11 protein-coding genes are annotated in these 13,312 nt (G+C 43.6%); 7 read left to right on the top strand and 4 right to left on the bottom strand.

Annotated features, from left to right (window positions below; all coding sequences use genetic code 11):
* The first annotated feature begins 211 nt into the window (after window positions 1-211).
* The 4 genes from CLV51_RS02730 (at window position 212) to CLV51_RS02715 (ending at window position 3,176) form a co-directional block, all read left to right on the top strand.
* Entirely contained in the window at window positions 212-511 is a 300-nt protein-coding gene (locus CLV51_RS02730; protein WP_106526470.1) for a YbaB/EbfC family nucleoid-associated protein, read from the top strand.
* Window positions 512-678: 167 nt separating this feature from the next.
* Window positions 679-1,914 (top strand): PepSY-associated TM helix domain-containing protein, encoded by a 1,236-nt coding sequence (locus CLV51_RS02725; protein ID WP_106526469.1) that lies wholly within the window; start codon window positions 679-681, stop codon window positions 1,912-1,914.
* Between the two features lie 355 nt (window positions 1,915-2,269).
* Window positions 2,270-2,635: a DUF7674 family protein gene (locus tag CLV51_RS02720; RefSeq protein ID WP_106526468.1), complete on the top strand. Its 366-nt coding sequence runs from the start codon at window positions 2,270-2,272 to the stop codon at window positions 2,633-2,635.
* Window positions 2,622-3,176, top strand: a complete 555-nt coding sequence (locus CLV51_RS02715) for an N-acetyltransferase (protein WP_106526467.1) — start codon at window positions 2,622-2,624, stop codon at window positions 3,174-3,176. Before CLV51_RS02720 ends, CLV51_RS02715 begins: the two co-directional genes overlap by 14 nt.
* Window positions 3,177-3,279: 103 nt before the next feature.
* Here the strand turns inward: CLV51_RS02715 and CLV51_RS02710 are convergent, their stop codons facing one another.
* The 3 genes from CLV51_RS02710 to CLV51_RS02700 all read right to left on the bottom strand — a co-directional run bounded on the left by CLV51_RS02710 (window position 3,280) and on the right by CLV51_RS02700 (window position 5,844).
* Entirely contained in the window at window positions 3,280-3,996 is a 717-nt protein-coding gene (locus tag CLV51_RS02710; protein WP_146151214.1) for a hypothetical protein, read from the bottom strand.
* A gap of 61 nt (window positions 3,997-4,057) precedes the next feature.
* On the bottom strand, window positions 4,058-5,086 hold the full coding sequence (gene obgE, locus CLV51_RS02705) for a GTPase ObgE (protein ID WP_211301930.1): 1,029 nt from the start codon (window positions 5,084-5,086) through the stop codon (window positions 4,058-4,060).
* A 170-nt stretch (window positions 5,087-5,256) separates the two neighbouring features.
* Entirely contained in the window at window positions 5,257-5,844 is a 588-nt protein-coding gene (locus CLV51_RS02700; RefSeq protein WP_106526464.1) for an adenylate kinase, read from the bottom strand.
* 282 nt (window positions 5,845-6,126) lie between these two features.
* On the opposite strand from CLV51_RS02700, the gene CLV51_RS02695 reads away from it, so the two are divergent.
* Window positions 6,127-9,111, top strand: coding sequence for a serine hydrolase domain-containing protein (locus CLV51_RS02695; RefSeq protein WP_106526463.1), 2,985 nt, complete (start codon window positions 6,127-6,129; stop codon window positions 9,109-9,111).
* A gap of 193 nt (window positions 9,112-9,304) precedes the next feature.
* On the opposite strand, the gene CLV51_RS02690 is transcribed toward CLV51_RS02695, so the two are convergent.
* The gene (locus CLV51_RS02690) at window positions 9,305-9,754 is read right to left on the bottom strand and encodes a hypothetical protein (protein WP_106526462.1); all 450 of its coding nucleotides are present in this window, start codon (window positions 9,752-9,754) and stop codon (window positions 9,305-9,307) included.
* A 192-nt stretch (window positions 9,755-9,946) separates the two neighbouring features.
* On the opposite strand from CLV51_RS02690, the gene CLV51_RS02685 reads away from it, so the two are divergent.
* Complete coding sequence (locus CLV51_RS02685; RefSeq protein ID WP_106526461.1) at window positions 9,947-11,020, top strand: COX15/CtaA family protein; 1,074 nt, start codon at window positions 9,947-9,949, stop codon at window positions 11,018-11,020.
* A gap of 24 nt (window positions 11,021-11,044) precedes the next feature.
* Window positions 11,045-13,306, top strand: a complete 2,262-nt coding sequence (locus CLV51_RS02680; RefSeq protein WP_146151213.1) for a patatin-like phospholipase family protein — start codon at window positions 11,045-11,047, stop codon at window positions 13,304-13,306.
* The last annotated feature ends 6 nt before the right edge of the window (window positions 13,307-13,312 follow it).

The following is a 13,312-nucleotide window of genomic DNA, read 5'->3' as shown; positions in this document are numbered from 1 at the left end:
ATGATTATGCTGATTTTGTTTTTGCTATTTAATATTTGCCTCCAACCTACAAACGCGCAGCTGAGGGCAGCTTTGTATCTTTTTAAGTAAAAAAATAAAATCAGCATAATCATCTTAATCAGTCTAATCCTGAAAAAGACAAAATTCTCCGCCGAAGGCGGAGAGGCGTAACGAATCACTTATCTTTGCAGCTCTTAAAAACACACGAAACATGTTTGGTGATTTATTTGGAAAGCTGACGCAGATCAAGCAAAAAATGCAGGAAGGCAAGGAGCGTTTGGCTACAGTAACTTTATCCGGTGAAGCCGGCGATGGTGCAGTAAAAGTAACCGTAGATGGTAACCGTCAGGTGAAGAGTATCGATATTGCTGCGCATCTCTTTACTCCGGAGCATAAGGAAGAAATGGAAGACCTGCTGCTCACCGCATTGAATCGTGCGTTGAAAGATGCAGAAAACTCATGGGAAGCAGAAATGAAGAATGCTGCCGGTATGCTCGGTGGATTGCTGTAATATATTTCACGCAAAGCAACAAAGGAGCAAAGGCGCAGGGATTTCCTTGCGCCTTTGCTCCTTTGTTGCTTTGCGTGAAATAATTCCGTTTTGCGTAAATTATTTTCCTGTTTCGTGGGTATATTACCCCGTGCGCGTTGTTTCTTTGCAGCTTCGACTAACGGGATATGAAAGTTTTTTTTCGACGCATTCACTTATATCTGGGCCTCGCTGCAGGTCTGGTAATTACTATCAGCTGTTTAACCGGCTCATTGCTGGTATTTGAAAAGGAGTTAACGGAAGCGTTTAACCATTCCCGTTACTATGTACAACCCGCCGGAGAACGAATGCCACTGGACCAGGTAGCCGCTTTGGTAAAGCAACAGGTGCCAGGTGCAGGTATTTCCCGCATTCAGATATATGCAGATCCTTCCCGGACCCTCCAGATTTCCCTGGAAGAAGGTAAAAAAGCAGGGAAAAAAGAAACAAAAGGTGAGGAGCGTGCCGGCGAAAAGAAAGGCAGGAAAGAAGGTGGTCCCAAAGAGGCGGCTCCCAAAAAAGAAAAAGGTGGTCGCACTGTATTTGTAAATCCATACACCGGAAAAGTGGTGGAGCTTTACAGTTATCAACAAACATTTTATTACCAGATATTTTCTCTGCATCGGTGGCTGCTGGCAGGAGCCACCGGCAAAATGATCACGGGTATCAGCACCTTGATTTTTTTGTTTATCCTGATCACCGGTATCGTGCTGTGGTGGCCTAAAACACGTAACATATTCAGACAGCGGTTAAAGGTGAAGTGGGATGGAGGCTGGAAACGGCTTAACCACGATATGCACATTGTGCTGGGATTTTATGCTGCTATCTTTTTATTTGTGGCTGCTTTCACGGGCTTAATCTGGTCATTTGAATGGTTTAGTAAAGGAATGTATGCCGCACTCGGCACTTCTCCCAAGGCCACAGAAGCACCGGTGTCTGCACCGGCACCCGTAGAAAATAATAAAACCATTTCATATGAAGTGGCGCTGGCACAGGTGAAACAACAGGTGCCGGATGCTGTTTATTATTCATTGATGGCACCAAAAGATACTGCCGCCTCCTTTATGGTGAGTTTACTGCCGGCAAATGCCCTGCACGAAGGCGCCACCAGCAGCTATTACCTGGATCAGTTTAGTGGTAAAGTGTTGTGGTCGCAAACTTTTGCGCAAAGGAACCTTGGACAACAAATCCGTGGTACTATTAAACCATTGCATACCGGGGCCATTTTTGGTACACCCACTAAAATATTTGCACTGATCATTGCGCTGCTGGGGGGTACGTTCCCAATTACGGGCACTATCATGTGGATTAACAGAACAATGAAAAAGAAAAAGAAAAAATCGCCACCTGTTCCCAGGGAAGCATCGGCGGAGCAACTTGCATAATCAATTATACAGGCTATAAATAAGAAGAGAGACGTTTCCGCCTCTCTTCTTATTTATAGCCTGTTTCCATTTTTGAAAATACCATGCAGAAACGGAAGGTTTTTGCGGGTATTTTATACCCGTTATTCTCCCCATTTTCTTTGCACTCCTTGCTCCGGTTAAGTTTTAACATTTTGTAGCTGTTTATGGAACACCATTTGGCATATATAGGGAAATGAAACAATTATGCGAGCCTATCCAAAGCCGCCGGTGCCTAATCATAAAGCCATGTATTATATAGCAATAGGAGCGATTACTATTTCTATCCTGGCAGAGATACTACACGGTTGAAACGGGCCTTTAAATCAGCTTAGCCATGATAAATCAATATGAAGTGCCGGCCTACATAGAAGATAATATACCCGCACTTAAAAAAGCCTTACACCAGTTTCCTGCCGTATTTCATATATACGACACCGTTACTTGTCTGAGTGAGTATACAGACAAGCAGTTGCGGGAGCAAAATTTCCAGGTAGCAGACAAGTGTTTGCGACTGGCTGCAAAGCTCTATGAACGCGGTAATGACGTAGTGAAAGGCGCTATTACACGTATTTTTTTACCCGCCGTATGCAGCATTCCTTTGGCTGATGCGGTAAGCAGGATCCGGATGTACTCACTGATCCCGGACGTGCTCTATAATCTTTATATACAACAACAATTAATAAGCAATGGAAACAGATGATGATATTGTCGTCCGTGTGGCTACTGCCATGGATGTTGACTTTGCGCTGCCAATCGTAGCCGAAATGGAAGCATCCGCAAAAGCGAGAGGTACTGGTATTTCCAAAAGAGATCCTGCCGCTATCAAAGAAAAAATACTGAGCGGGAAAGCCGTGATTGCATTTACCTCAGATGGTGTATGGGCAGGGTTTTCGTATATCCAGGCCTGGGAGGAAAACCATTTTGTATCTAACAGTGGTTTGATCGTAGCACCCGCCTTTCGCGGATTGAAAGTAGCGGCTGCCATCAAGAAAAAAATATTCGAATTAAGCCGGGAAATGTATCCCGCTGCAAAAATATTTAGTATCACTACCGGCTTGCCTGTAATGAAACTAAACAGCCGTCTTGGTTTTGAGCCAGTTACCTATGCTGAGATAACAAAGGACACCCACTTTTGGGAGGGCTGTAAAAGCTGTGTAAACCATGATATCCTGGTAGACAAAAACTATAAGAACTGTTTATGTACTGCCATGTTGTTCAGCCCGCAAATAGTAGCGGAATAATGAAGCCTCTGTTCTCTTAATTACAGCCAATGATTTCAAACCGGCGATGCTTTTGCATTGCCGGTTTTCATTTGCAGGACAATGTTTCTTCTGTATGGAGTGGCTATGATTTGCCTTTGAAAGGCACATCTATGACAAGCAGTTTGTTGATTTTATCGGGTGAGTCCTTATGGATACCACTGAGTTTTATATAATACCGGCTGATCGCAATTTTAACGGGCAGGGTTGGAAAGCTGTCCAGTTGTGCTACACGGGCATACATTCCGGCAGGGTAGTGGCGTTTAACAAACTGTTGCAACACATCTATACTGGTGGCAGGAAACCGGCTTCTCTCTTCTGCAGTATAAGTTTTACAGATAAAGAAATTGTTGGCTTCTGCATGTAATGTCTCCCAGGCAGCGCGATAGTGTTTCCAGTTATGCAATGCCTGTTCTTCAATAACAGCACTGGTTTCATAGCTCTGGAATACTTTTATTTTTTCTGCTTCCCCGGCAGTAACGGCCAGCATTTGCCCTTCAATAGTATGGTTGTTTTCGAGCCGGAAAAAAAGGGTATCGGGATGCAGTTCAAAATCATTCCGTTGTTCTTCCGGTTTTATCCAATCCAGTGAAAAATAACAATCATTGAAACGGATATAGGTAGTGGAGTCGTGGCGTACCACGTTCACCTCGTTGGAAGCTACTTTTACAGCCGATGCTGCCGGAGGGGCAATCAGCTGCATCGTATCTATTTGTACGGGCCTTTCTTTTTTAGGTTTCGCAGTTTGTTGGCAACCTAACAGCGCCAGTGAAGGCGCTGCAAGTAGTAAAAATATTTTCATGGTATACGGGATCCTATAAAACGAACATTGGCTTTGGTGTCCCCGGCAAGTCAGGAACCAGTTATTCTGCATCCACAGTACCTGGTGTATCTACTCTTTTGTTGTTAAGGGCTTCCCACAAAATATCTTTCAGTTCACTCAAACCCTGGTTTGTTACAGAGGAGATAAATACATGCGGCACATCTTCCGGTAACTCCGCTGATATGGCAGCTTTAAGCTCATCATCCAGCATATCGCTTTTACTGATGGCCAGCAGAAACTGTTTATCCAGCAGTTCGGGATTATATTGTTCCAGCTCATTCACCAGCACTTCAAAATCTTTTTTATGATCGGCACTATCAGCTGGAATCAGGAATAATAATACGGCGTTTCTTTCAATATGTCGTAAAAATCGGTGACCCAGTCCTTTACCTTCATGTGCACCTTCAATGATACCGGGCAAATCCGCAATACAGAATGATCTGTCGTCGCGGTATTCTACCATACCCAGCTGGGGGGTGAGGGTAGTGAAGGCGTAGTCTGCTACTTTTGGTCTGGCTGCGGTGATGGTAGATAGTAAAGTAGATTTACCTGCATTAGGGAAGCCTACCAATCCTACATCTGCCAGCACTTTTAATTCCACTACTTTCCAGCCTTCGGTTCCTGGCATACCAGGTTGTGCATATTCCGGCGTTTGGTTGGTAGCAGATTTAAAATAGGCATTTCCTTTTCCACCTTGTCCACCCGGAATCCAGATCAGTTCCTGGCCGTCATGGAGGATTTCAGCTTCTACTCTGCCTGTTTCTTCATCTTTAGCTTGTGTACCCAGCGGTACTTCAATGATGATATCCTTGCCGAAGCGTCCGGTGCAGTTGTCGCCGCTACCATTTTCTCCATCTTCTGCCAACAGGTTTTTGTGCCAGCGCAAATGCAGGAGGGTCCACAACTGTGAGTTACCTCTTAAAATAACGTGTCCGCCTCTGCCGCCGTCGCCGCCGTCAGGGCCTGCCTGCGCATTAAATTTGGTACGCATAAAATGCATACTGCCTGCTCCACCTTTCCCGGATTTACAAAATACACGGATATAATCTACGAAGTTCGCTTTTTCCACTATTCTCGAATTTTAGGTTCCATTGTCTGAATTACAACAGAAAAACAAAACGCAAAGATCGTTAAGTTTAAGCTAATTAGTACAAACGTATACTATGAGCCGTCAACTTACAATCTTTGCGTTATATAATAAGATGTTGAAAGTCTTTGTGATGGCGGTTTTGCCGCCAGCTATACTCTTTCTCCTACCAGTTCATCCATTTCTTTGGACAACAGGTCGAAAACTCCCTCTTCTGTTCCATCTCCCTTCACCTTCTTGAATTTGCCGAATTTGGCATAATGGTCCGCAACGGGAGCGGTTTTATTGTGATATTCCACAATACGTGCTTTAACTACATCTTCGGTAGCGTCGTCACTACGGCCAGAGGTTAAACCACGGTTCAGCAAACGCTTAATCAGCTCATCTTCCGGAACTTCCAGTGATAATACAACTGATATAGCCGTTTTCTTCAGCGCCAGCAATTTGTCCAGTGCTTCTGCCTGTGCTGTAGTACGCGGGAACCCATCGAAAATGAATCCGCGTGCTTCAGGATTGGCTTCCAGCTTGGAGCTGATCATGCCTATCACCACTTCATCCGGTACCAGTAATCCCTGATCCATGAACTTTTTGGCTTCCAGACCCAGTGGGGTTTTGTCACCAATCTCACTGCGAAGCAAATCGCCGGTTGACAGGTGAATAAGTCCGTACTTCTGAATAATGTTAGCACTTTGTGTACCCTTGCCGCTACCGGGAGGGCCAAATAAAATGAGATTGACCATGTTTTATTAAAATCTACTTTACTCGCAAGGCTGCAAATATAATAAACAGTTGAATGTATTGCTAATTAAAATTACGATTGATTAAACTAATTGTAATTATTCTCTCCAAATAATAAAGATATTTTAATATTTGGAGAGAATCTCTAAATTATCTTCAATAACCTATATGAATTTAGCAAAATTGTTTCTATCTAACAAAATCATATAATTAATATTAGTAATTAGTTGATATTCAGGTTTAGGCCGCTACATTTACTCCATGAATATTTGTAAGTTTATGATATGAGGAAACAATTACTGGTTGCAGGACTAACAGGCTTGATGTTGACAGGGAGCGCCATTTCTATGCCCCCGGGATTTATCAGCAAAAAGAAACATAAAAAAATTATTACACAACAAACCCCACAACAACAGGATAAAGCATCACAGTGGGCCGATAGCGTGTTCCAATCCCTTAACCAGGATGAACGCATTGCGCAGCTCATCATGATCCGGGCACATTCTAACCTCGGACAGGATCATATCGACGCTGTGGTAAAAGATATACAGGATAACAAAGTAGGCGGCATTATCTTTTTTCAGGGTGGCCCGGTACGACAGGCTAACCTCACCAACTACTATCAATCTATTTCCAAAGTGCCACTGCTGGTGGCTATCGACGGAGAATGGGGGCTGGGCATGCGCCTGGACAGCGTGATCGCTTTACCCCGTAACATGATGATAGGAGCAGTGGAGGATACTTCCCTGGCCTACGATGCTGGTCGTATTATGGGAGAACAATGCAAGCGCATAGGCATCCATATAGACTTTGCACCGGATATGGATGTAAATAATAATCCCAATAATCCGGTGATCAACGATCGGTCGTTCGGAGAAAATAAATACCAGGTAGCCCGCATGGGAGTGTCTACCATCAAAGGTATGCAGGAAGTTGGCGTGATGGCCTGCGCTAAACATTTTCCCGGTCATGGAGATACTAATGTAGATTCCCACCTGGATCTGCCTACGATCAACAAAACCCGTGAGCAACTGGATTCATTGGAGCTGTATCCATTCCGCGAAGCTATTGCGGCCGGCGTTGGCTCTATCATGATTGCACATCTGTATATTCCGGCGATCGATAAAAAGCCCAATACACCTACCTCCATCTCTTATAATGCAGTTACTAAACTGTTGAAAAACGAATTGGGCTATAAAGGGCTTGTTGTAACAGATGCGCTGGAAATGAAAGGCATCGCCAAATTCTATACAAAAGGACAGGAATCCTTACAGTCATTGCTGGCAGGCAACGACCTGATGATATTGCCTTCTACAGCTGCCGGCAGTGTGGCAGCCATTAAAAAAGCCATCAAAAACGGCAAAATTGATCAGGATGAAGTAGATGAACGCGTGAAAAAAGTATTGCGCGCCAAATACAACCTGGGACTGTGGAAACCACAACATATAGATACCAACAACCTGGCGAACGATCTCAACGCAAAAACTGATTCTCTGCGCAGACGTATTGCGGAAAATGCTATCACGCTCATGCGGAATGATAAAAAACTGATCCCGTTTTCTCCGGCCATGACCCAGCAAAAGCTGGCTGTTATTGCTGTTGGAGCAGATGCCAGCAATACTTTCCTGCAAGCCGTGAAAACATACAAACCCGGCACAGATGCTTTCATATTTACCTCCCGCCAGTCGGTAGAGCAGATAGCCTCCATTGTATCCCGTATCCAACGTGACTATAAGGCGGTTATTATTAGTCTGCATGACTACAGCCGCCGGCCGGCAAACAATTTCGGATTGTCTATGGCTGAGCGTTTGATCATCCGTCAGTTGCAAAAGGAGATGCCTTCTGCTACCGTTTTATTTGGTAATCCTTATGCTGCCCAGTATTTCTGCGATGCTCCCAATATCATAGCTGCCTATGAAGATGATAGTACTACACAAAGAGTGGCTGCGGATCTGCTGTTTGGCAAACTGGGACCCAAAGGAAAGCTGCCGGTAACCGTTTGTCCGACGCTGCCTTCAGGTACCGGCATCACATATACTGTTGATCAGTTTGCCGCTTTGCCCGCCATCACTCCGCAGGAGGCAGGATTAAACGAACAGGCGCTATTAAAAATAGATGGTCTGGCCAATGATATGATAGCCCGTGGTGCTGCTCCTGGCTGTGAAGTGCTGGCCATGAAAGACGGAAAGGTTATATACAACCGGTGTTTCGGTCATTACGAGTATAACAAACAGGAACCGGTATCACCACAATCTATTTATGATCTGGCGTCTGTAACAAAGATCTGTGCCACCACTTTAGCGGTGATGCGTCTTTATGATGAAGGAAAACTTAACCTGGATGCTACGCTGGGAGTTTATCTTCCACTGGTACTGGGCACAGATAAAGCGGGTCTCCGCATTCGTGATGTACTGTTGCACCAGGCCGGGTTGACACCTTTTATTCCTTTTTATAAAGAAACCCTTTATCCGGATGGCTATCCGGATACTATGCTGTATCATAAAGAGCCGGATGCTACACACAGCGTCCGCGTGGCAGATCATATGTACATGGGTAACAATTATATAGACACGCTCTGGAAAAAAATCCTTGACAGTAAATTATCACCACGTCAGGGCTACGTTTACAGTGATTGTGATTATATTTTTTTAGGTAAGATAGTAGAGCAGCTCACCGGTAAAAAGCTGAATGAATATGTGAAGGAAACTTTTTACAATCCGATGGGACTGGCTACTACCGGCTTTTTACCGCGGGAACGATTTCCTTTATCGGAGATTGTACCCACAGAACATGAACAGAGTTTTAGGGTACAGCAACTCCGGGGAGATGTACATGATCCCGGAGCGGCCATGTTTGGTGGTGTTGCCGGTCATGCCGGATTATTCTCAAATGCGCACGACCTTGGTATAATTATGCAGATGTTGTTGAATAATGGAACATTCAATGGCGTACAATACATTAAGCCGGAAACAGTGAAACTATTTACTGCTTATAACAGCAATATTAGCCGCCGTGGTTTGGGTTTTGATAAACCTGAAAAAGACAATGTAACCAGACGAGAGCCTTATCCGGCTAAAAACGCTTCTGCTGCTACATTCGGGCATACCGGTTATACCGGCACCTGTGTATGGGTAGATCCTTCCAGCAACCTGGTATTTATATTTCTGAGCAACCGGGTGTATCCTAACGGTGGCGCCAATACGAAATTATCTGTGCTGCGAACAAGAGAGAAAATGATGGATGCGGTGTATGAGTCGTTGCTGAAATAGAGATTGTCTTTCTCCCGATTAGGCTGATTATACTGATTACCCTGATTATATTTTTTGATTATTTTAAGATTAAAAAAAGATTAGCGAAGATAAGAGCGGGTATTAATCGCTTTAATCTTCGCTAATCTTTTTAAATCAAAAAATATAATCAGGGTAATCAGTATAATCAGCCTAATCGGGAGAAAGACAATCCTTACTCTACAGAAACATTTCTGTTAACCATCGTTTGTGTCTTTATAGCAATTGCTTTCTCTGCAATTTTATTTTTTCCGCATCTGATTTCAAAAATATATTCACCATCTTCCAATGACTGCAGGTTGTAACGCGCTTCAAATCTGGCGGTAGCTGGCAGTGTTTCGCGGTGCAGTGTGTTGTTGAAATTGTCTTTGATGTAAAGCGTTAACTTTTCGTTGGCTGGGTTTTCAACTGCGATTCCAAACAGGAGTTGATCCTTTGTCAGCTGTGTGATTTGAAAGTTAAATGTCTTGGGAGCCGCTTCTGTACCACGTTTTTCGATCACAAACTTAGCAGCGTTATAAGCAAATGCTTTTTCTTGTGCTGTGATGTGCAAAATTGGGAACAGGATAGCAGCTAATACGAGCATTACTACTTTGGGTGCTAAAACAAAACTTAAATGTTTCATGACATTATTTTTTTAATGTGTTGAGCTTTTTAAATGAGGGCGGTATTAGCTAATACAATGGTGCCGTTTAATTTTCAATGCAAAGCTCCGATGTTGGAGTTAACAGAATATTACGCCATTGTTAAAATAATGTGAGAAATTTCAAGCTTCTTGTCGCCTGTTCATTTTTTCTGACATAATTTTGCATCGTTTATGGAAACAGTTATATTAAAAGAAGCAGGTACAATAAAGAATAACCGCCCGGTAGCCATCTGGTTATATATAGGCGTGGGTATGTTAATAGTACAGGTACTCCTGGGTGGCCTGACCCGTTTAACCGGTTCCGGCTTGTCTATTACTGAATGGAAGCTTATACTGGGCGCTCTGCCGCCTATGAATGAGCATGCCTGGCAGGAAGCTTTTGATGGATATAAAAAAATAGCCCAATATCAATATATCAATAATCACTTCACTTTAGCGGATTTCAAATTTATCTATTTCTGGGAGTGGCTGCACCGTGACTGGGCACGCTTAATGGGTCTGGTGTTCATCGTGCCGTTTATTTATTTTATTATAACAAAGAAGATCAATAAAAGCATGATCAATCCTATGCTCATATTGTTCCTGCTGGGAGGCCTGCAGGGCGTTATTGGCTGGATCATGGTAATGAGTGGATTGAATGAAGAAAATCTGTATGTGAATCATATCCGCCTGGCTGTGCACTTTATTGCAGCACTGGTGTTGTTATGTTATGTGTTTTGGTTTGCATTGAAACTAAGTGTACGCCCTACAGAAATATTAAAAGTACCTGCTTTGCGCACACTGAATATATGGCTGCTGGCATTAGTAGGTATACAGCTGGTTTACGGCGCGTTTATGGCTGGTTTGCATACTGCCCTTGTGGCTAATACCTGGCCGGATATCAATGGCTCCTGGATACCCGCAGGCATGTTTTCTCAGGGCGGGTTTGCAACTGATATTGTACATAATCCTATTACTATTCAATTTATACATCGCGGTCTGGCGTATCTGATCACGATCCTGATAGCTTTGTGGTGGTGGAAATCTGCACAAACGCCCACCAATAGTCTGCTGCACGTTACCCGTTATTTACCGCTACTGCTGGTTTTATTACAGGTATTGCTGGGAGTGCTCACCCTGCTTAACAGCCAGATTAAAATACCCGTAAGCTATGGTATCCTCCATCAGGGTGTAGGAATGCTGCTGTTATTATCATTGGTCTGGACATTTTATCTGAGCCGGGGAGTGGGTAGTGTTAACAAATAATAGTAATTCGTAAATCATAATTATTTGCGTAAGTTTATTCGTAATAATCGTCTGATGAAGGTGAAGCTATTACTAATAAAAATTTACTATTCTTTCCCTATACAGTTAGTATTGCTGCATTTCAGAAAGTATCAGATACTACTCATCTTCTGGGTGATATTATTCAGTACTATCAACGGAGGCTTTGCGAAAGTATTTGGTGGAGATGCGTTATATCTGGCACCAGAATACCTGGGCAAGGTAAACTTTTACAGCACAACCATTCTGGGGCTTGCTACTGGCATGTTTGTCATGAGTTGGCAAATCACCACTTTCATATTACATACCGGCCGTTTTAAATTTCTGGCCACTACTTCACAGCCTTTCTTCAGGTATTGTCTGAATAATTCAATTATTCCGCTGGTTTTTTTTATCAGCATCCTTTATCGTGGATGGCAGTATCAGCGCTATGAACAGCTGAGTACCATTCCGGAAATTTTGTTGCTGGGAGAAGGATTCATCTGCGGGGTACTATTTATCATCTTCTTCTGTTTCTTTTATTTTTTTAATGCAGATAAAAACATCGGACGACGGCTGGAGAAGCGTTTTGGGAATCCGCGCAACTTCCTGCGGATGATCATGAAGCCTACGCAGGAACCGGATGAAAATGCATTACCGGTACATAACTACTTTTCCACCCCCTGGCGTATCCGCAGGGCCCGGAATGTGGACCATTACAACAAGCATTACCTGGATGGTATCCTCAAGCAGCATCATTTTGCCGCCATGATCACCGTAGGCTGTGCACTGATCTTCCTGGTAATACTGGCTTATATGATGGATTATGACGTATTCAGGATTCCTGCAGGAGCCAGTGTACTTATATTCTTTGCCTTCTTGATAGGTGTAGCTGGTGCGTATTCATATATGCTGCAAACCTGGTCTATTCCCATATTGCTGGTGATGTTGTTTGGCCTGAACTGGATGGTAGAACACAATTGGGTTGATAACCGCAACAAAGCTTACGGCCTGAACTACCGTCAAAAGAAAGAGCGGCCTGAATATAGTGTTGCTGCCTTACAAAAGTTTTTTACAAGAGATAAATACGAGGCAGACAGGAAACATACCCTGCAAATATTAGATACCTGGAGAGCAAAATTCCCGGCAGATAAGAAGCCGCCATTGATTGTGATGAACTTCAGCGGGGGAGGAAGTCGTTCTGCTACCTGGACACTTAACGTATTACAACGACTTGATAGCTTGCTGCAAGGCCGTTTGATGAAACATACGGTACTGATGACGGGAGCTTCCGGCGGTATGTTGGGAGCCAGCTATTTTCGGGAACTATATTATGAACAGCAACAGGGCAAGCCCATCAGGTTGGGTGACAATATATATGCAGAAAAGGTTTCGCGTGATTTGCTCAATTCTGTTTTTACGGCCCTGGCAGTAAATGATTTTATTACGCCATGGAGAAGTTTTAAAATCGGCAAAAACCAATATGCCAAAGACAGGGGATATGCCTTTGAAATGCAGCTGAATGAACATACCGATAGTATATTGGATAAAACGTTGAAAGACTACCGGTTACCGGAAGAAAAGGCGGAGATCCCTATGCTTATATGGAACACCACCATCAATGCGGATGGCCGCCGGCTGATGATTTCGCCACAACCCATCAGCTATTTGTGCAGTCCGCAATATCTTTATCCTACCCGCCAGGTACGTGATATTGACGGGGTGGATTTTGCGCAATACTTTGCTGCACAGGATGCGATGGACTTACGCGTTACCAGTGCTATCCGGATGTGTGCTACTTTTCCGTATGTATTGCCTAACGCATTTTTACCCAGCAACCCCATTGTAGATGTGATGGATGCCGGTATTCGCGATAATTTCGGGCAACAAACTACCTTACGTTATTTGTATACTTTCAATAAATGGATCAATGAAAACACCAGCGGAGTGGTGTATATACAGATCCGAGATACCCGCAAAAACGATATCTCTCCCATTAAAAAAACAAAAGACCTTAGTGATCTGCTGTTTGAGCCGCTATTTACTATGCAGCAGCATTGGAGTGCCATGCAGGACTTTGATCAGGACGACCTGCTGAATTATATGGAAGGTTACTTCCCGGATAAGTTCCATCGTGTGATCTTCCAATATGTGCCACAAAAGCAGGATAAAGCGGCTGCTTTGTCCTGGCATCTTACCTCCCGTGAAAAGCTGGATATTGCTCATGCACTGGATAACCCCGCTAACCAAAGTGCGTTGGATTATGTGGTGAAATTGCTGAATGAATAGCATTTT

It is taken from the genome of Chitinophaga niastensis, assembly GCF_003014755.1.
GTDB classification, from domain to species: Bacteria; Bacteroidota; Bacteroidia; order Chitinophagales; family Chitinophagaceae; genus Chitinophaga; species Chitinophaga niastensis.
This window is presented reverse-complemented; position numbering and strand designations above follow the sequence as displayed.